This is a genomic window from Enterococcus sp. S53, assembly GCF_016516865.1.
GTDB lineage: Bacteria > Bacillota > Bacilli > Lactobacillales > Enterococcaceae > Enterococcus_D > Enterococcus_D innesii.
Window position 1 is genome coordinate 471,399 of the sequence record NZ_JACVUH010000002.1, and the last position, 25,664, is coordinate 497,062.

Sequence of the window (25,664 nt, forward strand, 5' to 3'; positions counted from 1 at the left end):
CAAGCGCGGCTGCAGCTGCAAACCGACGAGGCTGGTTAAAGGTTCGGGTAAGGCGATATGCATTTTTTGTTATTCCATTAAAACTCAGTTGCGTGTGTAACGACATCCTTCGGTGATTCAACTGGTTGCTAGGAAGACTGGCGCGTAATCAGTTCCGTTGCGATCGTAACTTTGCGAGGAACGGGTGCTGCATTCGTAATAATATCCAGCAAGGTCGTCACTGCCAACTCTCCCAGCCATTCCGTATGAACTTTGATGGTTGACAGAGTCGGAAAGACGTACTTTGCAACACTGACATCATTGAAGCCGATAATTGCGATCTCCTCAGGAATCTTGATGTTTTTTTCTTGCAAAGCACGCATAGCGCCAATCGCTAAGGCATCACTGGAAGCAAATAGAGAACTTGGCAACTCTTTGTTTTGCTGCAAATACTCTTTCATCGCCTCATAACCGCCCTCTACTGTAAACGGTGCGCTGAGATGATATTGCGGGTGGTGCAACTTCAACCGGCGAAGCCGTTCCTCAAAAATCCGGCGCCGAGGGTCTTCGATTTCTTGGTGATGATCCTTGGTAAACTCAACGCCTGATAACAAACCGATCCTTTGGTGGCCTTTTGCAATAAAGTCATCGATCACTAAATCCACCGCTTGTTGAAAGTCCACCACCAGAGAATTGACGCCCTGGGCCAATGCGTCAAAATCGACCATCAACAAATTGGATTGGCTTTTTTTCAATTGTCGAATCTGGTGATCATCGAATTTTCCTAGTGCAATCGTTCCATCGACGGCGGTATCAGTCAATCCTTCATAAGATTCTTTCAGCAACCGAATCCCTAATTCTTCGGTTTTATTTTCAATCCCGATACGGATCGCTAAGTAGTAAAGATCCGCTAATTCTTCCTCGGTATCAAACCATTGGATCAAGCGCATACTACTGGTTTCCGGCTGACTCTTCTTTTTATGTTTTGTGTAATTGAGTGCTTCTGCGGCTTTAAAAATTTTCTCTTTGGTTTCAGAGCTGACCGATAATTCTGAATCGTAATTCAGCACCCGTGATACAGTGGCTGGCGAGACGCCAGCCTGTTGTGCAATATCTTTGATCGTTGCCATCTTCCAGCCTCCTTTTTTTGCGGGGAACTTTTTTATAAAGTAGCTATAAAGCGAGCAAAGGCCGCTTGTCCTGTCTGGTCTCGTTTGAAGACGCCTGCATGCGTCAATACTTGTGTAAAGACTTCCCCTAATGCATGACGTAAAATCTGCGACACGTTTTCGGCATTGCATTCTGGGTGCTGGGCTTTGATCGCATCTGCCCAAGGAATATGGTATGCCGCGATCTGATTGGGCTGATCCAATAGATAAGCAGTCACTTCTTCTAGTTCCGGAGCTAAACGCGGTGGGAGAACTGCCAAGCCCATGACTTCAATCAATCCGATATTTTCTTTTTTGATATGCTGCACTTCTTGATGCGGATGAAAAATGCCGTCAGGATGTTCTTCGGAAACATTATTATCCCGCAAGACTAAGTCCATTTCAAACAGCTCTCCTTGCTTGCGTGCGATCGGTGTCACCGTATGATGAGGCGTTCCATCTTCTGAAAAGGCAGTGATCGAAACACTTGGATCTGAGTACTGTTGCCATTGGGCTAACATATATTGGCAAGCGGCGGCTAATTTTTGTTTGTTTTTCGCTTGTAGTCGTATCACCGACATTGGCCACTTCACGATCCCCGCAGCGACATCAGGAAAACCAGTCAAAGAAAAGCGTTGCTCGATCGGCGCTTTTGCCATGGCAAACGTGTGCCGTCCCCCTTGATAATGGTCATGAGACAAGATCGAACCCCCAACGATCGGCAGATCGGCATTGGACCCGACAAAATAATGCGGCATCACTTCAATGATCTGCAACAAGCGAGCAAAGGTTTGCAAATTGATTTTCATAGGACGATGATCTAAAGAGAGAAAAATCGAATGCTCATTGTAATAGGCGTATGGGGAATATTGAAAGCCCCATGCTTCATTATCCAAATTCATGCGAATGATCCGATGGTTGGTCCGTGCTGGATAATTGACTCGTCCTTGGTAGCCTTCATTTTCCAAACACAACATACATTTCGGATAATCTACAGAAGCAGCGGCTCCTTCTTGGGCAATTTGCTTGGGATCTTTTTCAGGTTTTGATAAATTGATCGTGATCTCGATCTCCCCATATTCGGTATCAACTGGGAACACGATATTCTTTGCGATGGCCCGAGTCTTGATGTAATCATTTTGACGGCACAGCTCAAAGAAATAATCCGTCGCTTCTTTAGGATCATTGGCATAATGCTGCGCAAAAAAAGCATTGACTACTGAAGGTGGTGGCGTCAAAAAGTCCATCAACTGGGCTTCAAAGATTTCTCTTTCTGCTTGAGAATCACCAATTTGCTGATTGCTCAAAGCGCATGCCACTAGTTCGTCCATCAATTCAATCGAGGAACGAGCAACAGAACGAATTTCGCTAGGCTCAAAAACAGCTTCCCCGATCATGGCTAGTACTCGGTTTTGCAAATAAATACGATCCATTTCCATCCAGCCGCCAGCCTTGATTGCTAAAGTGACGAAATCGCTGATTGTTTGGCTGATCGTCATTGGTTATTCCTCCTGCCCTTGATACCCATTTGGATGGCTGACATGCCAATTCCAAGCAGTCTCGATGATTGCTTCGACGTCGGTATAGACTGGTTTCCAGCCTAAAACCTTTCGTGCTTTTTCACTCGATGCCACTAAGGTACTTGGATCACCGGCACGGCGCGGCGCCACTCTGGCAGGGATCTCTTTTTTCGTTACATTGCGGGCAGCTTCCACCATTTCTTTCACAGAGTACCCATGATTGCTGCCTAGATTGAAGACATTGCTCTCATTGCCTTTTTGTAAAAATTCTAATGCCAACAGGTGAGCAGCGATCAGATCTTCAACATGGACATAATCGCGGACACAAGTACCATCTGGAGTATCGTAATCCTCCCCAAAAATCGCTACCTCTTTGCGTTGTCCTAAAGCAGCTTGCAAGATGATCGGTACTAAGTGTGTTTCTGGATCATGGTCTTCACCGATCGAAGCATCCGACTTCGCGCCAGCCACATTGAAATAACGCAATGCGACATACTTCATTCCATAGGCTTCATCGCACCAACGCATCATTTTTTCCATGATCAACTTGCTTTCGCCATATGGATTTTTAGGATTTGTTGGGGTTTCTTCCGTGATTGGACTATGGTCAGGTTCCCCATAAGTTGCTGCTGTAGAGGAAAAGACGATATGTTTCACTTGATGTTCGTTCATCACTTCTAAGAGGACCTGCATCCCATACACATTATTGTTGAAATACTTCAATGGTTTTTCTACGGATTCTCCCACCAAAGAGCTGGCAGCAAAGTGAATCACGCCATCGATCGTTTCTTTTTCAAATACCGATTGTAAAAATGCTTTGTCGCGAATATCTCCTTCATAAAAGGTTGCTGCTGGATGGATCGCTTTGCGATGTCCTGTCAGCAAATTGTCAACGACAACGACTTGTTTTCCTTGTCCGATCAATTGATCGACTGCATGAGAACCGATATAGCCGGCTCCTCCTAATACTAAAATCGCCATATTTTCAGCCTTCTTTCTTCATTCCTTCATCGTTTCTTATTCTACAGTTTTCGTGCACCATCATCAATACTTGCTTGATAAATGTCGGTTGCGTAGCCGATTTCTGCTAAATAGATTGCTTTGACGGACGCTTCAAAATCAGCCCATTCACTTGCTTTGACCAATGCGATCCCGCAGCCGCCAAAGCCCGCACCAGTCATCCGCGCACCTAAAACAGCAGGATGCGCTTGAGCAGCTGCGACTAATGTATCTAGTTCACGCCCTGTCACTTCATAATCATCCCGCAATGAAGCATGGGAGGCATTTAACAACTGGCCGAATTCTTCAAGATCACCAGCAGTCAAAGCGGCTTTTGCTTTTAATGTCCGTTGGTTTTCCGTCACTGCATGTTTCGCCCGTTTGATCAAAAGTGGATCATCGATCAATGCTGTATTTGCAAAAAAGGTTGCTTCGTCTAATGCGCCCAATGAATCAATGGCTAATGATTTTTGCAAACGAGCTAATGCTTCTTCACATTCTGCACGTCGTTCATTGTATTTAGAATCAGCCAATTCGCGGCGCTTATTGGTATTCATGATCGCTACGACATAATCGCCAAATGCCGCTGGTACGACTTCATAATTTAAAGTGTTCGTATCTAAAAGCAATGCATGGTCTTTTTGACCCATTCCGATCGCAAATTGATCCATGATCCCTGAGTTAACGCCAATAAACTCATTTTCGACTTTTTTGCCGATTTTAACTAAGTCCAAGGTCGTCAGGGTTAAATCAAAGAGATCTTTTAGACAAACTCCCGTCAGCAATTCAATCGATGCAGAGGAAGAAAGACCTGCGCCATTGGGAATGTTGCCATAAAAAGCGATGTCAAAGCCACGATCGATCCCTTGTCCCGCTTCTTTTAGGAAACGAACGACCCCTTTTGGATAGTTTGTCCAATCATCTTCTTTTCGGTAATCCAGCTCATCTAACGAAAAGGAAATTACGCCTTTTTCTGGAAAATTCTCTGAATAGAGTTGGATCAACTGGTCTTCACGTTTTCGTGCTACTGCATACGTCCCTAATGTGATTGCCGCCGGGAAAACATAACCGCCATTGTAATCTGTGTGTTCACCGATCAAGTTGATTCTCCCTGGCGCAAAATACACGCCTGTGCCTGCTGTTCCAAATTTATCAATAAAGATCTGTTGCAATTGCTCCATTTTTCTCACTCCTACTTTCTTTTTAGTAAACTTATTGTAAAATATTTACTAAATTATTTCAAGCGTTTTCAATCCCAAAAGTGATTTTTTTTGATATTTTTTCCGTTTTCATTCATAATGAACCTATAACTAAAGGCGAGGTGTTTAATGATGAAACGATTTCTTTCAGGATTTTTAGTAGGAACAGTCGCAACGGTTGCTGCAGCTGCAAGTGTTGTTATGACGGTCAAGAAACAAGTGATTGATCCAATTGATGAACAACAAGCGGATCATGATGAAAAACGGAAACGTGCGATGCGTAAAAGCGTTGCCCGTTAATCATTTGCTACAAAAGAGCCGTCAGCCTTCAATAGGCTGGCGGCTCTTTTAGGTATCATTCTTCCTTCTCCAGTAAGTCCTGCAAAAACACGGCTTGATTTTGTTCTTCATTTTTCGCTCCGTATAGTAAGGTCACAGTCTCTTGTTCAGCAACCAACGTTTTTAACTGTGCCAAGGCATCTTTGGCTGGCGTTTTCTCTAATTCTTGTAGATAGCGGTCTTTAAACGCATCAAAACGTTCAGGATCATGCCCAAACCATTTGCGCAATTCAGTACTTGGTGCGACTGCTTTGAGCCATAGATCGACCTGAGCTGTCTCCTTTTTCATTCCTCTAGGCCAGATGCGATCCACCAATACCCGATAGCCATCTGTCGCTTCCGCCGCTTCATAAATTCTTTTTCGCTTGATCAATGCACACTCTCCTTACTGATAGACCAAAGTTCTATAAATAAAGGCAAAAGCCCACAATGTAAATTGAATAATGCCTCACTTGAAACACTCCGTTTGGTGTTTCGTCGCTCATTCAAATTTACTTGTGTTCTTTTGCCTTGAGTTCTCTGTTTTATAAACTATTTTTCTTTTTCGTCTTGCCGCTCCAGCCTTCATACCCTTCTTTTAGGATATAGACATTGGTAAAGCCTTCTTTGCGTAATTTATTTGCTGCCCGAATGCTCAACGATTTACGCGTGTCATATAAGTAGATCGGTTGATCTTTACGAAATGCGCTGAAGGAATTCGTCAAAACAGTAAAGGGAATATTACGCGCCCCTAAAATATGTCCACTGTCAAACTCATTTTTTTCCCGAACATCGATCACTTGGGCTTTCTTCATTCCTGCTTTGAATTCATCTTCTGAGATGATCGTTGCTGAACGGCGTCCCATGATTTGAAAATACGCCCAGTTCAAAGCGAATGCTAAGATGATTAATCCCAAAACCAAGTTTAGCCACATAATTGGTGTCATTTCTTCTATTCCTCTCTATTGTAACAATCATTCTTTTTTTGATGTATGCTGCTTGAATGTATCATTGCCTAGCAGCTTGGCATCTATGCTTTTGCTGCAAATTGCAAAGCTAATGATGCTGCCCCGATCACACCGGCGTCATTCCCAAGTTCTGCCAATTTGATTTCGGTACTTTCCGTTACCTGTGGGAAGGTAAACTGAGCAAAGTAGGCAGCAACCCGTTCACGTAAAAATTCACCGGCTGCTGATACGCCTCCACCTAAAACGATACTTGATGGATTTAATGTGTTTCCTAGGTTTCCGCATGCCAACCCAAGGTAGAAGCACACTTTATCAACGACCATCAAGCCAAATGGATCGTTTGCTTGAGCTGCTTCAAAAATATCTTTACTTGAAACATCTTCCCCATTGTCCAGCTGTTGTTTCAATGCCGAGTCGCCAGCATATTCTTCTGCCAACTGTCGAGCAACTCGCACAACACCCGTCGCACTAGAAACCGTTTCTAAACAACCACGTTTGCCGCAAGTACATTCAAATCCCTCAGGATCAACAGTGATATGACCGATTTCTCCGGCACAACCAGCAACCCCATGAAGCAATTGCCCTTCCATGATGATACCGCCGCCAACACCTGTACCTAGTGTGATAAAGATGACATCAGGATTGTTATCCCCTGCCCCTTTCCAACGCTCACCTAAAGCTGCTACATTGGCATCGTTATCGATGGCAAACGGGATTTTTGTGCCTTTTTCAATCAGTTCTTTGACTGGCTGAAGTGTTTTCCAGTTCAGATTGTAGGCACCGATGACGGTTCCTTTGTCACGGTCGACACTTCCTGGTGTCCCCATACCAATACCAATAAATGCTTCCGGCTGTAAGCCATATAATTCTAGGCGATGATTGATCGATGCCACGATTTCTGGCACGATATGTGAGCCTTCATCAAGAATATTGGTGTCAATACTCCATTTTTGCTGAATCTCGCCTTCGCTCGTTAAAATAGCGAATTTCACAGTTGTTCCGCCTAAATCAATTCCGATGATTTTTTTGTCCATCACTTGTTTTCCTCCCGGCTTTCTTCAATTCGATGCTCCCGCGTAAGAATTCGCCGGGCAGTCAGATATACATCCCGATCTATCAAGCGACTGTCATAAAAGTTCTTCAGCTCGATTTGCATCAGTTCTATATCGTAGATCCGCTTGCCGACATATACGTAAACACCAAATTGTTTCAGTAATTGTTGTACGTCATATAACGTTTCCATTTAACCACTTCCTGCTTATTATACAAGTAATTAATATTTTTTAAAACCATATATCACAAAAATAGCCAATAAGAAAACAAAGAGTACGCCAGAGAGGATTCTGGTGTGGATCGAATATTTTCCGTAGTTCTTTGGCAATGCCAAAAGATTCCCTAACAATAACCCACCGAGGATCCCCCCAATGTGTCCCCACATATCGATCGTTTGATCAAACACCCCAAAAACTAGGTTCAATCCAACGAATAAGGCAAATTGCCGTACCATTGCTTGGATGCGATAATCATTTCTAAAATGCCAACCTAAGATCAAAAATGCCCCAAAAAGTCCAAATAAAGAAGTACTAGCGCCTGCTGATTGAACCCCTATTTGGTTGAATGCGAAACTCATGGTATTGCCCATGATGCCGCTTAGTAAATACAAGGCAAAAAAGCGGCTATGACCATAGATGGCTTCTACTTGCTGCCCCATATAATAGAGAATCACAGAGTTGATCGCAAAATGTGCCAACCCGAAATGTAGAAAGATTGGGGTAACGAAACGCCAATATTCATTTAAATAGACGACAAATGGACCAAACATCACCCCGCCTGATTGAATAGAGGGACTAAAATAACCTAAGATAAACACAATTGTTTGGATAGCTAAAAATAGATACGTGAAGACCGGCTGATTCAGCCATCTTTTCATTTGAGAATTCATTGACGTGCTCCTTTACGTGCGAATAAGCGAATCCGTATAGATTTTATCGATTGGGATGTCGAATACATCTGGTGTCCATTGATCGTTGAATTGCTCTCCGAAGACCAAAGAAACGGTCTTGCCATCGAAAGCTGACAAGAAACGATCATAATAGCCGCCGCCAAAGCCGATGCGATAGCCTGTTTTCGAAAAAGCCAAACCCGGAACAATCAGCAAATCCAAGTGATGGGCTTCTTGCTCACTGATCGGCTCTTCAACCCCAAATGCCGACGCTTCATAACGCGTTGCCGGCTCCACATGATAAAACTGCAATTTTTTTTGTTGTGCTTTCGGCACTGCGATTCGTTTGTTTTGTTCAAATCCTTTAGCAAAAATAGCCGCTGTATCAAATTCAAATGGCAACGAACGGATCACACCTACTGACTCAGCCCTTTGCCAAATCTGAGAAGAAAACAGCAACTGCAAAATCACCGTTTCTTTCTGCTGCTTTTGCTTGATCGGCATTTTTTTTAATGTTTGGATCATGTGCTCTCTAATGACTGGTTTTTCCATTGGATCACTCCTCTCAGAAATAGTACCAAAAACTGTGTCCAAATAGCAAACTAGAATCGCAGATTTCTTGGCATGATCATGACTTTTTGCTTATCGCCCCTTGCGTCGGATCAGTAAGTAGACGAAGTACGGTGCCCCTACGATAGAAATGATGATACCAGCTGGGATCTCACCGCTTGTCAATAGTAAACGGCCGATCGTATCACTGACTAAGACTAGCAGACTGCCGATCATTCCGGCTAAGAAAAAGGCACTGCGAGATTCTCTGCCGATGAGCCCCTTGGCGATATGAGGCGCTAATAAGCCAACAAAGGCTAAATTACCGGTATAGCCAACCGTACTGGCAGCCAAACCAACCGCGATCACTAAAAACCACGTCCGCAAACGGGTCAAAGAAACCCCTAAGCTAATTGCCTGCTCCTCGCCAAAGCCAAGTAAATTAAGCCTTGGTACGGTCCAGAACGCTGCGGCAGACAATACGATGACCCAAGGAAGCAGACTGGTGATTTGCTGCCAAGAAGTTCCCCAAATCGAACCTGAAAGCCATGCTGCTACAAAGCGATAGCGGTCTTTTGATAATTCCACCGTAAAAAGTAAGGTAGCCGCCGCCAACCCTGCATTGACAGCGATTCCCGCCAGCAGCACTCGCTCCATCGACAACAATTGGTGGTGCTTATAGGCAATCAAATAGACCAGTAATGCAGCTAATAAACCACCGATGATCCCAACAAAAGGCAAAAGCTGCGATCCTTGGGTATAAAACCCTAAGTAGATCATTACAAAGAGACCCGCGCCATTGTTGATTCCTACGATACTTGCATCAGCCAGCTCATTTCTCGTCACCCCTTGCAAGACAAATCCAGAAAAACCAAAGGCACCGCCGGCGATCAATGCCAGACAAGCCCGTGGCAGTCGAAACTCAGTAAACGTCAGTACTTGACTTGAAGACGCCGTTCCTTGAAAGATTGCCCCTAATGCCTGAAAGGATAAAATTGTTTTTCCCACCATGACACTTCCTAAAAAAGCGGCCATCACCAGTAGAAAAAAAACAAAGAGTGTTTTTTTCATCAGTCTTCCCTCCGTATCTTGACCAATAGAAAAGGCACACCGATCAACGCCATCAGTATCCCAAATGGCGTCTCAAAAGGGGGATTGATCAAGCGACCTGCCAGATCAGCGGCCATCACTAGAGTCCCGCCTCCGATGATCGTCAAAGGCAAAATCAGTTGATAGTTTTTACCCACCATTCCTCGCACGACATGAGGAACCATTAAGCCGACAAAACTGACCGGTCCAACAAGCGAAACCGCCATTCCCGCCAAAACTACGACTAACAGTAAGGCAGATGCCCGAATCAGATGCGGATGCTTCCCTAATGAAATAACGGTGTCATCTCCTAGCGCTAACAGATTGAGGGCTTTTCCTAGACGTAGCACAAAAACGATGGCTATCAGATAGATGGGTCCCACAAAACGCAGTTGTTGCCAAGTCACATTCGCCGCACCACCGATAAACCAAAAGGCTAGCTCTTGGTTTAAATCAAATTGCAATGACAGAGTTTGACTAATGGCTGAGAAAAAAGAACTTAATGCCACACCAGCCAAAATCAGTCCCGTGGGCGACATGCCTAGTTTGGCGTATCTGGTCAGTAAAAAAAGCAGCCCAGTTGCCGCAAACGCACCAAAAAAGGAAAACAGCGCCGCTTGACTCGGTTGCACACTAGGAAAGAGGATAAATGCGATCGCTAGTCCCAAGGCAGCCCCACTATTGACACCTAAAAGACCACCGTCTGCCAAGGGATTTCTCGTAATCCCCTGCATGATGGCTCCTGTAACAGCAAAACAGCTTCCTACTAGAAAAGCAGCCAAAACACGCGGCAACCGAATATTGCGCAAGACTTGATGCAGCTGATTCTCATAATCAAAAGCAAAGACAGCATCCCCAATCGTTTCAAAAGAAAGGTTGGCCGCTCCTTGAGTGATCGCTAAAAAGAAACAGATAATAAAGCAGCCGCTAAAAAGCAGTAGCAACCAAGGAAATTTTTTCATGCTTGGGCTCCTAACTCATAGGTCAAGACCAACGGCTTTGTACTATTAGGAAAGGTACCTAACACGGCATCGATTTCAAACAAACGTTGCAGCCATTCTTTGGTCAGCACTGTTTCCGGTGTACCGGAAACCAACAGCTCTCCACCTTTTAATGCGTAAATATAATCAGAAAAACGTGACGCATGATTCAGGTCATGAATCGACATAATGATCGTTTTTCCGTAGGTTTTATTGATTTGCTGTAATAAGAGCAAAATTTCTAATTGATGCGCAGGATCTAAAAAAGTCGTTGGTTCATCTAAAATCACGATATCCGTATCTTGCGCCAGTGCCATGGCAATCCATACGCGCTGTTTTTGCCCCCCTGACAGCGTACTGATCGTTTCATCTGCCAGTGGCGTCAAACCCGTTGCCTGCAAGGACCAGTCGATCGCCGCAAGATCTTGTTCCGATAGACTATTCAGTCCTTTTTGATAGGGAAAACGACCGTAAGAAACGATTTCGCGAATCGTCAAGCCAATCGATGAGTCGCTAACTTGAGAAAGCAGCGCAATCTTTTTAGCCACTTCTTTGGTTTTAATGTTCTGTAGGTTTTGGGTATCTAATAGGACCTCACCAGACAAAGGCTGTAAAATTCGGGCGAGTGCCTTTAAAAATGTCGATTTTCCACTGCCATTCGGACCAATCAACCCGATGATTTTTCCTTCTGGTATCTCGATTGTTAGATTTTGCACAATTTTTTGTTTTTGATAGCCGACACTCAAGTCAACTGTTCGTAATTTCGCCATATTCGTCCCCAAAATAATTGATTGATAATGCTTATCAATTATGAATGTAATCCTGCTATTCGTCAATAGTTCTAAAAAAAGGAAATAAAAAAATATGATTGACAAACGAGGGATTCTTCGTGATAATAGCTATCAGCAAATGAGAACTATTCTCAATTAAAGCAATAAGTGCTCAACATGTAACAAAGGAGGAAGTGTTTTTATGAAACAATGGTCAAAAAGAAGTACTTGGCTTACCCTACTAGCTGCCTGCTCCCTTACCCTACTGGGTGCTTGCGGCACGAATAATGACTCAACGGATAGCAGTGGATCAGCCACTACTTCTTCAGAAATAGCAACAACCTTTACCGATGCGATGGGAAATGAAGTCACTGTTCCCGAAAATCCACAGCGGGTGATCGGTAGTTATTTGGAAGATTACTTGGTTGCTTTAGGGGTAACACCGGTTGCTCAATGGACCGTCGGCAATGACAGTGATCAAGCATACTTGCAAGACAAACTAGCAGATGTGCCAAGAATCAATTATGATTTGCCCTATGAAGATGTCTTGAGCTTTGAACCAGACCTGCTACTGATGGACAGCAGTTCCATGGTGGAAGGTGACAAATATGAACAATACAGCAAGATCGCGCCAACTTATGTGGTCACAAATGGCGAAGACGTGACCTGGCGTGAACGCTTGACAGATATCGCAAAGGTCTTACACAAAGAAGAGCAAGCTGCCCAAGTAGAAGCTGATTATGATGACTTAGTCGCTACTACCAAGGAAACGTACGCTGATCAAATCCAAGGCAAGTCGATTGCTGTTTTATGGGTGGTCAATAATTCTGTCTTTATGGTTTCAGAAACAAAATCAAGTGGTCAACTGCTGTATCACGAACTCGGTTTTGAAGTTCCCACACTGGTTTCAGAAATCAGTGAAAGTGCCACTGCTGACTGGTCTGCCGTCTCTCTGGAAAAATTGGCAGAATTGGATGCCGATTACTTGATTTTAGTGAATAGTGATAAAGGCGCTGATTTTTTCAGCGAACAAGTCTGGCAAAATCTTGATGCAGTCAAAAACAATCATTTATGGGAATTCGGTCCTGAATCAAGCTGGCTCTACAATGGTCCGATCGCCTATACCAAAATGATCGAAGATATCCAAGGCAAATTGAAGTGATACGTTCCCTGAAATTCGTCAAGTAAAACTACTTAACAAATTTCAGGAAAAAGCTAGCATTCCCACACGAAACATGCTATTATGTTTTAGTCTGAGAGATTTCTTAGAGGATTCTTGTATCGTTAGGGGGGAAAATCATGCGCGTAAACATCACATTAGAGTGCACTTCTTGTAAAGAACGCAACTACTTATCAAACAAAAACAAACGTAACAATCCTGATCGTTTGGAAAAGAAAAAATATTGCCCACGTGAAAGAAAAGTTACTTTACACCGCGAAACAAAATAATACTATTTAAGAAGTTCGCAAACGCTGATAACCAAGGCGTTTGCGAACTTCTTTTTTCAGACATTTTGTAATGATAGCTGCTGCATTTTTATTTCCCTCTTTACACAACCACTCCCCTATTTTCACTTATTTGCTTTGAACTTTTGAACCACTTTTTCTTTGAAGCGACGTATAAATAAATTTTAATGTATAATGAAAAAAAGAATCTAATGTTCAACAAAGGCGGCACATAGAACATGAACCAGCTTTTTCTTCTAGCTGTCCCGCCATGCTATACTGCCTATAGGAGGTGAACCCATGCTTGGCAATTTTGTGTATCTACCTAGTAACTATCGTCTGTTTTATGGCGCTTTTCTTTTTGCTCTTATTGGAAATATGCTTTTCATTTTTATCAAACACCCTGCTTGGACCTTTAGCCTACCGACGGTGATTGTCCTCTTCTTAATAAATGTCTTCTTTTGGACAAAATACAAGAAGAAACTTATTCCTTGCGCAACAGATGCACTGTTTTATGTTCTGCTCTTCCTCTTGGTATTTCACAATCACTAACATAATGCTTATTTTGATACTAATTGTTTCTCTTTCCCCTATTTCGTCATAACAAAGGAGTGTTGATGCGATGGAGATTTCCCATATCACGTTGATCGTACAGAATTTAGCAAAGACGACAACGATGCTGGAAACATTGTTTGAAGCAGAGGAAATTTATGATAGCCGAGACCAGTCCCATTCTTACTTCCCAGAAAAATTCTTTTTGATCGATGGCTTATGGCTTGCTGTTATGGAGTATGCCTCCCAGAAGCTGCCGAAAACGTATAACCATATTGCCTTTAAAATCGATCCAACTCAAATCGATTCCTTGATTACGCGCATCCGAGGACTAGGATTGAAGATCGAAAAAGATCGTTCTCGTATCAAAGGCGAAGGTGCTTCTATTTATTTTTACGACGATGACAACCATTTGTTTGAACTGCATACTGGTACGTTGGCTGAACGATTGCACCATTACCGTCTGACAGAAACTAAGTAATCTTCATTGCTAGCAACTGCATGGACTGTTATGTAAAGAATTCCCACATGAAAGGAAGAAAAAAATGAAACTAGATATGGTCGGTATTATCACAAAGAACATGGAACAGGCACTGGCTTTTTATCAAGTACTTGGCTTCACGCCATTAGGTCAGCACTCAGAAGATTATATGGAATTAGCAAATGATGGTGTTCGCATCTCCTTGAATAGCCGCAAAATGGTTGCCGGGATCTACGGACATCCACCAATGACTGTGGGTGATACGATTGAATTAGCCTTTTTATGTGATTCCCCTGAAGAAGTTGATGCCCTTCATGCAAAAGTCGTAGCTGCCGGGTATCAGTCTTTCAAAGAACCTTGGTCTGCCTTTTGGGGGCAACGCTATGCCATCGTCAAAGATATAGACGGCAATCTCTTAAGTTTGTTTGCAACGCTACCTGCCGAAAATTGATCCATAAAGCGACAGTCGATCCAATGGATCGGCTGTTTTTTTAATCATTCCGGCGGGTAAAAAGACAAAATCCCGTTTTAATGTCCAATCGAATTCTGACAATCTGAATCGAATGTATTTCTTATAAACCAACGTTTTTCCTCAGTTAGAAACGAAAATAATATCTCTATAAAAAAACAAATCCACTCATCCGCTCCTGTTCGCTTGACAAAAAAGAACAAACGTTCGTATAATTTCGGTAAGGAGTGATAAAAATGGGTGGTTTTAATTATGCGCTCGAGCCAAAACGCGATATCTTATTTATCGATGTTAAAAGTTTTTATGGTGCGAAACGTTCCTAACTGAAAAGGTTAGGCACACAAGATTTTCTTGTGTAGAACTAATGATTTGAGGAGTGAAATGACGGTGTAACGACCTGAAGCGCTCCCTCTGATACTCCGATTGGCAATACCTTAAGTTAGAATAGGAATTGTCAAAAGCTCGGTAAAGTCGGCTGAGAGTTACCGCAGTTGCATTATGCAATCGAAAGCTGTTCAGCGGTGAATGGTGTAACCTATAGGCCGGGAGTCCAGAAATTACTCATGGTGAGAATGTGCAGCTGCACTGACGAACTCGCGAATGTACGAATCTATAAGCTTGGGGTACAGAAATGTATCTTACCCGCACAAATATTACTGTGACAAAGGGTGTAGCTTGCGGTTAAGTAAGAATCGTAGATATGAACAACCGTGCAATGTAGTAGGCATTGGAAAGTTACAGGTTCAGAGTGAGCGCCTAAAAGTAAATGCAGGGATAAAATCATTGGAACGTTGAAAGCTAGTGTCGTGGAGGACTAACTTCCTTTGAAACGGTTGAGACGAAGAATAATAAGCTCATTTACACTAGTGAGAGTAGTGGCACAGTACCTATGAAGCAGTGATAATAAGCTGTGGAGGGATAGCCACAAGTCAATTTGCTTTACTAACAGTTATGATACAATCCATAGAATCGAGTATGACAAAATAAACGCCGACGTCCGAAAGGAGGCGGTGCTATGGAAAACGTATCAGCATCACATTCAATTCGCCATATGGAATATTATGGTCTTATTGATAGCTTTGATTCTCTTTACAAAGAGAGTAGCGAGAACAAAATTTTCAGTAACCTTATGGAAATTGTCACTTCTCCTAATAACATTCTATTGGCATTTCGGAATGTTAAAGGAAATTCTGGTAGTACTTCCCCAGGCGTCGACAAAAAGAATATTGATGATTTAAAAGCAATACCGAATATCGAGTTTATAAAAACTGTTCAAACAAAATTTTCAGAATATAAACCGCAACCAGTTAAACGAGTAGATATTCCTAAGCCAAATGGGAAAACTAGACCACTAGGTATACCAACAATATGGGATAGAATCATACAACAGTGTCTACTACAAGTTTTAGAACCGATCATGGAAGCAAAGTTTCATGATAAGAACTATGGTTTCCGACCTAACCGGTCGGCACATCATGCATTCGCTCAAGCAGTACGAATGGCGCAACTTTCAAAACTAACTTTTGTAGTAGACATAGACATAGAAGGATTCTTTGATAACGTAAACCATTCAAAACTTATTAAACAGTTTTGGACATTAGGGGTACGTGATAAATGGCTTCTAGGTGTTATCCGAGCAATGCTTAAAGCACCTATTATTCATAGGGATGGACGCATTGAACATCCAAAGAAAGGAACCCCGCAAGGCGGTGTTCTCTCTCCACTTCTTGCCAATGTTGTTTTGAATGAACTGGACTGGTGGATATCTTCTCAATGGGAAACACACCCGACTAGGAAAAACTACGATTGTTATCATCAAACAAGAAAGCAATGGATTAAGAGCAACAAATATCGAGCACTGCGTGCTTCGAAACTAAAAGAGATTTATATTGTTAGATACGCAGATGACTTCAAAATCTTCTGTAGAAAACGAAGTGACGCAGACAAAATCTTTCTAGCCACTAAATTATGGTTAAAAGACCGACTGAAACTTGATATAAGTGCTGAAAAATCAAAGGTAGTGAATCTAAAGAAACAGAAATCTGATTTTCTCGGATTCACAATGAAACTGGTACGCAAAAGAAAAAGCTTTGTGATTGAAACGCACATGTGCGCCAAAGCCATGAGTGCAGCATCTAATAAGTTAGCAAAACAAATTAAGGTGATTCAACATTCACCTACCCAAGTTGAACTTCAAAAACAGTTAAGTATTTATAACTCAATGGTAGTAGGTATCCATCAATATTATAAAAAGGCAACCCACATCAGTGTGGACTGCCCAAGAATAAATCAACGCCTAATGATTATCATCAAAAATCGACTAGATATTAAGAGAAAGGGTCCTCCACCGAGTGATTTTATTAAAAAAAATTACGCTCGGTCAAAGCAGTTGAGGTGGCTTAATGGTGTTCCTATGCTTCCTTTTGGATTCATAAAACATAGCCACACCTCCCTGCCCAAGATAGGAACCTGTAAATACACGCCCGAAGGTCGTGTGCTGATACACAGGTATCTTACTTTCCCAATCGATATTATCAACCAACTCATGAACATGTCTAATCCTAATGAAAGCATTGAGTTTAGAGACAATCGTGTATCCAAGTACTCTTCCCAAGTCGGCCGTTGCCGAGTAACGAAAGAAGTCTTAGAGCTAGCAGACATATACTGCCACCGTATTGTCCCTAAAAATCTAGGTGGGAAAGACAATTATCAAAATCTGGTCATTGTCCACCGGAACATTCACTCACTTATTCATGAAGAGGATAAAACAAGAGCATCACTTCTCATACAAAACATGAGAGTTACAAGTGCTCAACTTGAGATAATCAACCAGTTTCGCAAAAAAGCTAAGAATCGTGAATTGTCGCTGAATCTATAACTGTATGATACTGTTAGTAAACTTTGATGGAACGCCGTATGCGGTGAAAGTCGCACGTACGGTGTGGAGCGGGGGAAAATCTGGAGATTGCATCAAAGGATTACCTATCGCTATCTTCTGTCGAATGCATCTCGCGCGGATTAGACCCTATCCAAGCGATGCTGGTCGTCATGTCTCATTCTGACAATACTGGAAATGGCTTAATCTTAGCGGCTTCCCCCAAGGCAAAATCGGCATTAGGAATCTCAAACGTGACTCGCAATGACAATCTGCCGACGCATCCCGATTTATACAAAGCATCGCCACGTATGAGTTTTTATATCAAAGAAAATACCAAAGTCAATAATGTCTTTCGCAAATATGTTGGACAAGACGACTTACTGATCTATTCAATTGACGAAACGATGATGGATCTGACCCGTACACTGGATCTTTTCATTCCCGATAAAACCATTTCTCGCGAAGAAAAACGATGGCTGATTGCCCAGCAAATTCAAAAAGACATTTACGAAACAACGAAATTGTATGTCACCATCGGTATTGGCGACAACCCTTTGTTAGCAAAATTGGCTTTGGATAACGAATCCAAACACAACCGTTCCTTGATTGCCGAATGGACCTACGAAGATGTACCGACAAAAGTTTGGCAGATCGCCCCTATGACGGAGTTTTGGGGAATCGGTCGACGCACAGAAAAACGACTTCACTTGATGGGGATTGAAACGATCGAACAATTGGCTCATGCCAGTCCTGATCTTTTGCGCAGCCGCATGGGGATCATTGGTGAGCAGCTCTACCATCACGCTCACGGCATTGATCGCACGATTTTAGCTGAACCGACACCGCAGGTCATGGAAAAAAGTTATGGCAACAGTCAGGTCCTGCACCGCAATTATTACTTGCAAGAAGAAATTGAGATCGTCATCAAGGAAATGGCGGAGCAAGTTGCCGCCCGAATTCGCCGCCATCATTGTCAGACCGCTTGTATCAATGTTTACATCGGCGTAGCCTTTGGGGAAACTGCCTCTGGTTTTTCCCGGCAAATGAAGATCCCACCAACCGACAATACCCGCAAGCTTGTTGCTCATTGTCTGTTTCTCTTTCGAAAATTTTATACCGGGCAAGTCATTCGCCACATTGGTATTACCTATTCAAAATTGGTTTATACAGAAAATGTTCAGTTGGATCTTTTTGAGCAAGCAGAAACGCAGTTGCGCCAACGTAAATTAGATTTGATCATCGATAAGATTCGTGAAAAATACGGCTTCACTTCGATCGTTCACGCCACAAGCCGGATGGAAGGTGCTCGTGCCATTGCCCGTAGCAAATTAGTTGGTGGTCATGCTGGTGGTCTAGATGGGATTGCCAACATAGGACCTGTCCATCAGCAAACGGAGAAAGAATCGATAGCTAATGGTTCGCAAACGACAGTTACATAAATTTGTTTCTTTCTTTTGTGATCACAATTCTTAAGATAACATTAACAAATGGTCTATTTTTTAAAGATTTATGTAATTTCGATTCATTCATCTCCCCCTTTGTTCCTTTCTAAGGTACTTTAATAGCAAGGAGTGTGAGCAGATGAAAATTGACAAAATCGAATACAAACGAGTCATCAATGGTGCAGGACACCTTGAGTACGATTTGCTGCAATATGTAGAAAAGAATCGGGCGACTGCTGCACAAAACCTGAAACAGTCTGAGATCGATTACCTTCTGGAAAAAGACATTCAGCATCGGATCATTCAACATGCTCGTAAAAGTTTTTTTGGCGATACGATCGTTTTAAAAGATGAATATGCCGAAGATTATCTTTTATTAAAAAAGTATACGGATATGTTCCAAGAATCATTCTAAAAAAACGCAGAACCAGCTGGTTCTGCGTTTTTCTTATTCTTCGAAATGTTCTTGATAAACGTCATCAACCGTTTGATTTGGGTCGATCACGATATACAGACTCTTCGTTTTTTCACTGATTTTTGTTGATTGGTATACATTATCCAATCCTTCCGTATCTTTGTCCTTGTATGGGAAATACACAAGATCCGGTGTACCGTTACGGTAAAGAATTTCCATCCGTTCAATATCTTCATATTTCAACGCACGAGCAAACATCCCTAATTCAAGTCCGCCTAAGTTGATGTCATGCGTTGCCACATGATCGCCTTCTTGGAAGATTTCAATTTTGAACCCAGCACATGGATGAATCTCAACAAATTCACTTCCGTGGATACGGCCAAAACTGGTCGTGATTTGTTTGATCCACAAGTCACCGATGTAACGGCGCTCGATCGTCCATGTTTCTCCATTACGGAAATAAAATTTTAAAGCTTTCATTTCTCTAGCCATGACAAAACGCTCCTTTTTATTAATAATACATTTTAATTCTAACACATAGTCGCTACTGGGACACAAATTAACTTTGGTTTTCGTTGACTTTTTTCATAAACCGAGAGATTTCCACCGCCGCTCGTTGATGGGTTCCTTTGGCAATGAGTTGTTGAGACCCATCGGTCACCTGATAATCAAACTGGAATCCTTGTTCTTTTTCCCATTGGACAAAAACAGTGATTGTTGCTCCGACTGGGGAAGGTTTTAAATGATCGATCGAAAACTTTGTACCCACGGTAGTAAACCCTTTATCTAAAGTAGGCTCAAGTGCTTCCCAACAGGTGTTTTCCACCATTGCTACCAGTCGAGGGGTTGCTAAAACTGCCAAGCCCCCAGAACCCATAACAGCCGCAGTGTCTTGAAGGTCAACGAGAAAGTCTTTTTTACTTTCCATTCTTCAGTTATCCCTCCTTCGCTAAATATGCTTGGGCAAATGCCAACAGTGCTTCTTTCTCATTAGGAACTTTCCGTGTGATGACTGCAGCTTCGGCAGCAGCCAAGACTTCTTTGAGCCACGGCCCAGAAGAACGATCAACTGTCTGCAGCAAATCGCGTCCATTGATCGCCAGCTCCTTCAAAGAATGGATCGGTAGTTGCTGATACCGCTGACTGATTTTTGCAGGATCATTGGGCAGCTTGTCATAACGCAATAATCCCTCGGCTAAATAGGTCGCTTCGAGACCGAACTGATACAACAGCAGATCGTTCCATTCGCCGTTTCGACGCATTAGCAGTGCTTGATAGACCGTTTGTACTTGGCGGATGCAGTCATTGGAACATTTCCAAGCTTTTAAAAAGCTGCGGACTGCCTCAGGAGCTAAACCGATTTGGTCAATGAGCAAAACCCAAGCAGCCGTTTCGGTTTCTAAAGGAATCGCGGGCAAGTCTGCCATCCGCAACAACGCTTCGCCATATTCCCGTAAGCCTGGGCAATAGATATAGCATTCGGTTTCTACTAATGCCTGTAATGCTTGATTACGATGATTGCCTAACAGTAATTTGACGAATTCAATCATGATCCGTTCAACAGAGATTTTTCCTAACAAGGCATGATTCGCATGGATAGCAGCCAACGTTTCTGTTTCTAAAACAAAGCCTAATTGGCTGACAAAACGTAGCCCCCGCATCATTCGCAGCGCATCCTCATGAAACCGTTCCTGTGGGTGACCCACTGCTCGTAAAATTTGATTTTCGATATCTGCAAGTCCATCGAAAAGATCAATGATGACCCCATCTTCTTGAAGTGCCAATGCATTGATGGTAAAATCCCGCCGCTTTAGATCTTCTTTCAAGGAACGGACAAAATCGACTTTGTCAGGTCTACGATAATCCTGATAGGCGGCTTCGGTTCGAAACGTGGTGATCTCATATTGCGCCTGCTCCCACAAGACCAGCACCGTCCCATGCTCGATACCAATGTCAATGGTTCGAGGAAAAAGCGCCTTGATCTCGGCTGGAAATGCACTGGTAGCAATATCGACATCATGGATCGGCTGGCCTAAGATCGTATCCCGCACGCTGCCGCCAACGAAGTAGGCTTCATAGCCTGCGGCTTCGATTTTTTTTAGGAGTGGTGCAGCTTCTGCAAATTCTTTTGGTAGTTTAGTCAGCTTCATGTACTTTCCCATCTTTTCTTTCAAAACGATACGCATCCCGCTGATTGAATTTTGCCATATTTTCCTCAAACACTTCAGTCAGGTTGATGTCTAGTGAATTAGCCATGATCATCGTCACAAAGAGTACATCACCGAGTTCTTCTGCCACGGTCTTTTCAACTTCATCGCTTTTTTTATTTTTTTCCCCGTAATAGTGATTCACTTCTCGCGCCAATTCGCCAACTTCTTCGGTCAAACGAGCCATTTGGGCGAGGGGGCTGAAATAGCCAGTTTTAAATTGTTGAATATAGGCATCGACTTCTTCTTGCATCGATGCCAAAGAACGTTTTTCTGTCATCTTCTTCACCCTTTCTCGTTTATCTTACCAAAAGAATGGCTGCCTGCCTAGATAGAGCCCCCTCAGGATTTGTTGTACATTCAATGATTTCGTGCTACATTGATACTTGTGGAAGTTGAATAACGGAGGAAACAGGATGCGGGCATTTTTTTCATGGCGAACGATTCGCGACATTGTTTTGATTATTTTCGGTACGAGTATTTATGGCTTCGGTCTAGTCTATCTAAATATCCCAAATGACTTAGCAGAAGGCGGTGTGACAGGGATCACCTTGATCCTGCGAGCCTTATGGGGCATCAATCCTGCCATTAGTACGTTGATCTTAAATATTCCGATCATTTTGATCGGTGGCAAAATTCTTGGTCGACGCTCATTAGTGTATACGATTTTAGGAACCTTTGGTTTGTCTTTTTGGTTGGCCTTTTGGCAGAGTGTTCCCCTGTTGATCGATCTACAGCACGATCTACTGATCGTCGCACTCTTAGCCGGTTTGATTGCAGGAATCGGTAGTGGGATCGTCTACAAAGTTGGTGGAACAACAGGTGGCGTCGATGTATTGGCACGTATTTTAGAGAAAAACTTTGGGGTGACGATCGGGCGGTCGCTTTTGATCTTTGATGTGTTCGTCCTGTTGCTTTCTTTGACCTATATAGATTTGAACCGCATGATGTATACGTTGATTTTTTCTTATGTCTTCACGCGTGTGATCGATTCGATCCTAGACGGCGGCTATTCAGCGAAAGGGATCTTAGTGATCAGCAATCACAGCGAAGAGATGGCTCCTGTTTTAATGGATGAATTAGAACGCGGTGTCACGTTTTTACAGGGCGAAGGGGCTTACTCAAGAGTATCGAAACAAATCATATATATGGTGGTCAGTGGACGGGAGATTTCTGAAGTCAAGCGCATCGTTCATGACTTTGATCCGCAAGCGTTTGTTTCGGTCATCAATGTCCATGAAGTCGAAGGCGAAGGCTTTACCTACTTAAGGCCTAAGTCACGGTTCTTACAGCGCAAAACCGCTGTTTCTAAAACAAAATAATGACATAAAAAAGCAGCCCCGATTAAAGGACTGCTTTTTGCTTGTTAACGGCTTTCTTCTTTTTGCTGGAGCAAGTGCCGATTTACTTCATCGGAAAGTTCTAAGAAGGCATCACGATCCCCGTTTTCCAATGCTTGATCGATCTGCCGATACAAGGTATCGATTTTGGTTTTTGCTTCTTCTTTTTCAAGGTACTGGGTAACATGTTGGGTCATTTCTTGATCCAAGTGGTCGTTCCACCGTTCATAGGGATTGTCTTCCAGAACAGCTAAATATAGGGATTGCGACCAAGAATCTGGGAAGAGACATTCAAGATACAACGGTTGTTTCCAATTCATGCGAATCTCATGAAAAATCTGATCAATGTCATAAAAGGTCTGTCCCTCGATACTCAAGACAAAGGGTTCGCCTCCAATTTCCGTACTGCGGACACTTAACCCTCGTTTGGCTGCAGCGGCCCCTTCTACAAAATGAACATTGGTCAAGATCGCTTCATGATTCGCCAGATAGTTCAACACCCAAGAGACTTCACGACGACTGAAGGAAACGGTCGAAACTAACCAATTAAGAAACTTTTTCTTTTCTTGTACATTGACGTTCATTTCTCTCACCTATCTTTCTAATAAGTCCTCCACGATCGACTGTACTTCTAAATCACCTGGCTCGTGTGCCAAATAATGTTGCAGCAAATGAAGTGCTTCAGACAAACGTCCTTCTTCACGTAAGAAAATGCCGTATTCCTTCATAAACGCTGGTTCATGGTGCAAATCAGCATTGGCTGCTTCGTAATATTTTGCTGCTTTGTCAAAATCTTCTAACGCATTGAAGGCTTGCGCCAGATTCCATAGAGCGTGAGGCTGTTCATTGTCTTCCATTCGTTCGATCGCCAAGATTGCTTCTTGCCAGCGCTCTTCGTTCAAGTATAAATTACTTAAGGTCAGCAACGTATCCTCTTCTTTTTCACCAGTTTCCAGTGCTTTAAGTAAAAATGATTCGGCTGCTTCACTGTCATGAAGTCGGTAAGCATTCTCGGCAGCAAAATGATAGAAATCTACTTGGTATGGATCTTCATGAATTCCTTCCTCGATCACACGTTGCGCTTCTTCCAGCTGCTCTTCTTCTTGCAATGCTTCAGCCAAATAGAGATACAAGGCCCGGTATTGGGGATTCATGACCCGCAACTGCTGCAAGTAGCGTATCGCTTGTTCATTTTCCTTCAGCTGCAAATAGACTAAAGCTGTTTGAAAGAGACGCTCATCCGTCTGTTCGTCTTCTAAGCTTGCTTCAAAGTATTCTAATGCCTCTTCAAACTTACCTGCCATACTCAATGAAGTCCCAGTCCGTTCAACGATTGAGATTCCTGAAATATCCGTAATTTCTTCTTCCAACAATCCTTGATAAAGGTCAACAGCTTCTTGATAGCGATCCGTTGAAAAAGCTAACTCAGCTAAGGCAAAGCGAATCAAGGGTTCCTCTGGCACAAGGCTTTGCGCTTCTTTTAATTTGGCTTCACTGACTTCCGGGATACCGATCAGTTGATAGAGATCCGCACTCAACAACAAGGCTTGCAGATACGCTTCACTCGTTGGTGGTATTTGATCGATATAGGTGAAGGCTGTTTCGATCTGGTCTTCTTCCATCGCAATTTCTGCTAAAGGAAGCAGCAAAGCTTCATTTTCAGGGTGCCGCTGCTGCAGGGTTTCAAATAACGTTTTTGCCTCTTCTAAAAAACCGATCTGCAATAATTCATCGCCCAAAGCGCCGAGTGTTTCATCATCATCTTTTTGCAGTGCTTCGGTAAAATTCAATTGTGCTTCAGCCAACTCTTCTGCGGCTAGTGCTTTTAACATTTTTTCACTATAAGTTTCCATCTAGACCCCTCGAATCTCATTGATTAATCGCTGATAAGTCTCCATCGTCTGGACAAGATCTTTTTCCTCGATTTCTGTTCTGCCCCCTATTGTACCAACTTTTGCCAAAAATAACAGTTTTTTTTCTTTATGCTGCAATTCTAGTACATGGCTGAAATACTCGCTTAAGGAAAAAGATTCGGGCAATTCGATAGGAAAGCCTAATCGGGCAAGCCATTGGCAAAACACCGGCAGATCGACAGTCAATTGCTGCTGCTGGACTGTCCAAATAAAATGAAACAAAAAGCCAAAGAACAATTTCATCGCATCAGACAGTAAGTGACCATTTTCCGTTCGATAAGCAGCATCGGCAAAGAGTTGCCCAAACTCCTCCAATTCGCCGCCCGACTGCTGATACAATTGGATCAGCTGATTGGTATATGCTGCCAATGAGTGTCTCATCAACGCCTGATGACTGGGATACGTTCGATAAAGCTCTTTTAAAAAATCGCTATCGGCAAGCACGCCACCACGGATCAGGGTCAAAAAGTCCACCAGTTTCCCATCGATCTGCTTTTCGGCAATCGTCTGATCGAAAATAACAAATTGTGGTGTGTTAGGGTTTTCCAACATCGGGATATCTGGCTTTTTCACAACGATCGCTGTTTCTTTGACACTTTTAGCTAAAGCCCGCAAGGAGACGGGAATCAGCCAAAGCTTTGTCGTTAGAACCGAAGTCGCATGGATAAAACTGCTCAGTGCCAATACACCTTCATTCCCAAATCCGACGATCAACAAGGACTCTTGCTTAGAAAAGCGACCGAAGAAATCCATTGCGGCTTTAAATTCGCTAAAGTTGTTGCAATACATTTGGTTGGTACAAATATACCAATTGACCTCGCGCGGCAAAAACAGGCGTGTTACTTTTTCTGAAAAGCGGTCATAATAACGCTGATTCGTCAAAATGATCACCTGTTGCGGCTCGATCGACTGTTCTTTCATGACCGATGCCAGTGTTTCACCGTAAGAAATCTGAGTTTCTTGCTCATTTCTGTAAAAAACAGCTTCCATCGGCTCACTCCTTTGTTGCTACTACTTACTATTATAGCAAGAAGCCGCTGAAACACCTACTAAATCGCTA

At 42.9% G+C, this 25,664-nt stretch carries 28 protein-coding genes and 1 pseudogene; 9 read left to right on the forward strand and 20 right to left on the reverse strand.

Annotated features, from left to right (window positions below; all coding sequences use genetic code 11):
• Positions 1-128 precede the first annotated feature (128 nt).
• The 4 genes from IAE45_RS05175 to IAE45_RS05190 are packed head-to-tail and all read right to left on the reverse strand — an operon-like array spanning position 129 to position 4,827.
• Complete coding sequence (locus tag IAE45_RS05175; protein ID WP_200125262.1) at positions 129-1,109, reverse strand: LacI family DNA-binding transcriptional regulator; 981 nt, start codon at positions 1,107-1,109, stop codon at positions 129-131.
• A gap of 32 nt (positions 1,110-1,141) precedes the next feature.
• Positions 1,142-2,626, reverse strand: a complete 1,485-nt coding sequence (gene galT, locus IAE45_RS05180; protein ID WP_200125264.1) for a UDP-glucose--hexose-1-phosphate uridylyltransferase — start codon at positions 2,624-2,626, stop codon at positions 1,142-1,144.
• 3 nt (positions 2,627-2,629) lie between these two features.
• The gene (gene galE, locus IAE45_RS05185) at positions 2,630-3,628 is read right to left on the reverse strand and encodes a UDP-glucose 4-epimerase GalE (RefSeq protein ID WP_200125266.1); all 999 of its coding nucleotides are present in this window, start codon (positions 3,626-3,628) and stop codon (positions 2,630-2,632) included.
• Positions 3,629-3,669: 41 nt separating this feature from the next.
• The gene (locus IAE45_RS05190; RefSeq protein WP_200125268.1) at positions 3,670-4,827 is read right to left on the reverse strand and encodes a galactokinase; all 1,158 of its coding nucleotides are present in this window, start codon (positions 4,825-4,827) and stop codon (positions 3,670-3,672) included.
• A gap of 150 nt (positions 4,828-4,977) precedes the next feature.
• Between IAE45_RS05190 and IAE45_RS05195 the strand changes: the two genes are divergently transcribed.
• Positions 4,978-5,145 (forward strand): DUF3042 family protein, encoded by a 168-nt coding sequence (locus IAE45_RS05195; protein WP_017144401.1) that lies wholly within the window; start codon positions 4,978-4,980, stop codon positions 5,143-5,145.
• Between the two features lie 55 nt (positions 5,146-5,200).
• On the opposite strand, the gene IAE45_RS05200 is transcribed toward IAE45_RS05195, so the two are convergent.
• From IAE45_RS05200 to IAE45_RS05240, 9 genes are all read right to left on the reverse strand, one after another.
• Positions 5,201-5,557 (reverse strand): DUF488 domain-containing protein, encoded by a 357-nt coding sequence (locus tag IAE45_RS05200; protein ID WP_200125270.1) that lies wholly within the window; start codon positions 5,555-5,557, stop codon positions 5,201-5,203.
• 151 nt (positions 5,558-5,708) lie between these two features.
• Positions 5,709-6,110, reverse strand: coding sequence for a rhodanese-like domain-containing protein (locus IAE45_RS05205; protein WP_096742437.1), 402 nt, complete (start codon positions 6,108-6,110; stop codon positions 5,709-5,711).
• 83 nt (positions 6,111-6,193) lie between these two features.
• Positions 6,194-7,165 carry an ROK family glucokinase gene (locus IAE45_RS05210; RefSeq protein ID WP_005229395.1) on the reverse strand — a complete coding sequence of 324 codons (972 nt, stop codon included), beginning with the start codon at positions 7,163-7,165 and terminating at the stop codon, positions 6,194-6,196.
• The gene (locus tag IAE45_RS05215) at positions 7,165-7,374 is read right to left on the reverse strand and encodes a YqgQ family protein (protein ID WP_005229394.1); all 210 of its coding nucleotides are present in this window, start codon (positions 7,372-7,374) and stop codon (positions 7,165-7,167) included. Before IAE45_RS05215 ends, IAE45_RS05210 begins: the two co-directional genes overlap by 1 nt.
• Positions 7,375-7,404: 30 nt before the next feature.
• Positions 7,405-8,073: a rhomboid family intramembrane serine protease gene (locus IAE45_RS05220; protein WP_005229393.1), complete on the reverse strand. Its 669-nt coding sequence runs from the start codon at positions 8,071-8,073 to the stop codon at positions 7,405-7,407.
• A 12-nt stretch (positions 8,074-8,085) separates the two neighbouring features.
• Positions 8,086-8,625 carry a 5-formyltetrahydrofolate cyclo-ligase gene (locus IAE45_RS05225; protein ID WP_200125272.1) on the reverse strand — a complete coding sequence of 180 codons (540 nt, stop codon included), beginning with the start codon at positions 8,623-8,625 and terminating at the stop codon, positions 8,086-8,088.
• A 90-nt stretch (positions 8,626-8,715) separates the two neighbouring features.
• Positions 8,716-9,693: a FecCD family ABC transporter permease gene (locus tag IAE45_RS05230; RefSeq protein ID WP_200125274.1), complete on the reverse strand. Its 978-nt coding sequence runs from the start codon at positions 9,691-9,693 to the stop codon at positions 8,716-8,718.
• Positions 9,693-10,673 carry a FecCD family ABC transporter permease gene (locus IAE45_RS05235; protein ID WP_194195304.1) on the reverse strand — a complete coding sequence of 327 codons (981 nt, stop codon included), beginning with the start codon at positions 10,671-10,673 and terminating at the stop codon, positions 9,693-9,695. The genes IAE45_RS05230 and IAE45_RS05235 overlap by 1 nt, the downstream gene beginning before the upstream one ends.
• Complete coding sequence (locus IAE45_RS05240; protein WP_081118776.1) at positions 10,670-11,461, reverse strand: ABC transporter ATP-binding protein; 792 nt, start codon at positions 11,459-11,461, stop codon at positions 10,670-10,672. The genes IAE45_RS05235 and IAE45_RS05240 overlap by 4 nt, the downstream gene beginning before the upstream one ends.
• A gap of 202 nt (positions 11,462-11,663) precedes the next feature.
• On the opposite strand from IAE45_RS05240, the gene IAE45_RS05245 reads away from it, so the two are divergent.
• The 7 genes and pseudogenes from IAE45_RS05245 (at position 11,664) to IAE45_RS05275 (ending at position 19,144) form a co-directional block, all read left to right on the forward strand.
• The gene (locus IAE45_RS05245; RefSeq protein WP_200125276.1) at positions 11,664-12,623 is read left to right on the forward strand and encodes an ABC transporter substrate-binding protein; all 960 of its coding nucleotides are present in this window, start codon (positions 11,664-11,666) and stop codon (positions 12,621-12,623) included.
• A 137-nt stretch (positions 12,624-12,760) separates the two neighbouring features.
• Entirely contained in the window at positions 12,761-12,910 is a 150-nt protein-coding gene (gene rpmG, locus IAE45_RS05250; RefSeq protein ID WP_005229384.1) for a 50S ribosomal protein L33, read from the forward strand.
• A gap of 619 nt (positions 12,911-13,529) precedes the next feature.
• Positions 13,530-13,940 carry a FosX/FosE/FosI family fosfomycin resistance hydrolase gene (fosX, locus tag IAE45_RS05255; protein WP_200125278.1) on the forward strand — a complete coding sequence of 137 codons (411 nt, stop codon included), beginning with the start codon at positions 13,530-13,532 and terminating at the stop codon, positions 13,938-13,940.
• 64 nt (positions 13,941-14,004) lie between these two features.
• Entirely contained in the window at positions 14,005-14,391 is a 387-nt protein-coding gene (locus tag IAE45_RS05260; RefSeq protein WP_077452634.1) for a VOC family protein, read from the forward strand.
• Between the two features lie 1,033 nt (positions 14,392-15,424).
• Positions 15,425-17,287 (forward strand): group II intron reverse transcriptase/maturase, encoded by a 1,863-nt coding sequence (ltrA, locus tag IAE45_RS05265; protein ID WP_002337637.1) that lies wholly within the window; start codon positions 15,425-15,427, stop codon positions 17,285-17,287.
• Between the two features lie 113 nt (positions 17,288-17,400).
• Positions 17,401-18,726 (forward strand): annotated as a pseudogene (locus tag IAE45_RS05270) (Y-family DNA polymerase); the annotation flags it as partial.
• Between the two features lie 142 nt (positions 18,727-18,868).
• Positions 18,869-19,144: a hypothetical protein gene (locus tag IAE45_RS05275; protein WP_074933093.1), complete on the forward strand. Its 276-nt coding sequence runs from the start codon at positions 18,869-18,871 to the stop codon at positions 19,142-19,144.
• 33 nt (positions 19,145-19,177) lie between these two features.
• Here IAE45_RS05275 and IAE45_RS05280 read toward each other — a convergent pair whose 3' ends face one another.
• The 4 genes from IAE45_RS05280 to IAE45_RS05295 all read right to left on the reverse strand — a co-directional run bounded on the left by IAE45_RS05280 (position 19,178) and on the right by IAE45_RS05295 (position 21,631).
• Positions 19,178-19,636: a hypothetical protein gene (locus tag IAE45_RS05280; protein WP_008381061.1), complete on the reverse strand. Its 459-nt coding sequence runs from the start codon at positions 19,634-19,636 to the stop codon at positions 19,178-19,180.
• Positions 19,637-19,703: 67 nt separating this feature from the next.
• Complete coding sequence (locus IAE45_RS05285; protein ID WP_077452636.1) at positions 19,704-20,072, reverse strand: thioesterase family protein; 369 nt, start codon at positions 20,070-20,072, stop codon at positions 19,704-19,706.
• Positions 20,073-20,079: 7 nt separating this feature from the next.
• Positions 20,080-21,294, reverse strand: coding sequence for a CCA tRNA nucleotidyltransferase (locus IAE45_RS05290; RefSeq protein ID WP_200125282.1), 1,215 nt, complete (start codon positions 21,292-21,294; stop codon positions 20,080-20,082).
• Positions 21,281-21,631, reverse strand: a complete 351-nt coding sequence (locus IAE45_RS05295; RefSeq protein ID WP_200125308.1) for a nucleotide pyrophosphohydrolase — start codon at positions 21,629-21,631, stop codon at positions 21,281-21,283. Before IAE45_RS05295 ends, IAE45_RS05290 begins: the two co-directional genes overlap by 14 nt.
• A 136-nt stretch (positions 21,632-21,767) precedes the next feature.
• Here IAE45_RS05295 and IAE45_RS05300 point away from each other — a divergent pair, with 136 nt between their 5' ends.
• Entirely contained in the window at positions 21,768-22,673 is a 906-nt protein-coding gene (locus IAE45_RS05300; RefSeq protein ID WP_010749295.1) for a YitT family protein, read from the forward strand.
• A 44-nt stretch (positions 22,674-22,717) separates the two neighbouring features.
• Here IAE45_RS05300 and IAE45_RS05305 read toward each other — a convergent pair whose 3' ends face one another.
• The 3 genes from IAE45_RS05305 to IAE45_RS05315 are packed head-to-tail and all read right to left on the reverse strand — an operon-like array spanning position 22,718 to position 25,594.
• Complete coding sequence (locus tag IAE45_RS05305; protein ID WP_200125284.1) at positions 22,718-23,275, reverse strand: YpiB family protein; 558 nt, start codon at positions 23,273-23,275, stop codon at positions 22,718-22,720.
• 9 nt (positions 23,276-23,284) lie between these two features.
• A complete protein-coding gene (locus IAE45_RS05310; RefSeq protein WP_086292866.1) occupies positions 23,285-24,544 on the reverse strand; it encodes a tetratricopeptide repeat protein in 1,260 nt (419 codons plus the stop codon).
• Complete coding sequence (locus IAE45_RS05315) at positions 24,545-25,594, reverse strand: hypothetical protein (protein ID WP_077452640.1); 1,050 nt, start codon at positions 25,592-25,594, stop codon at positions 24,545-24,547.
• Positions 25,595-25,664: the final 70 nt, after the last annotated feature.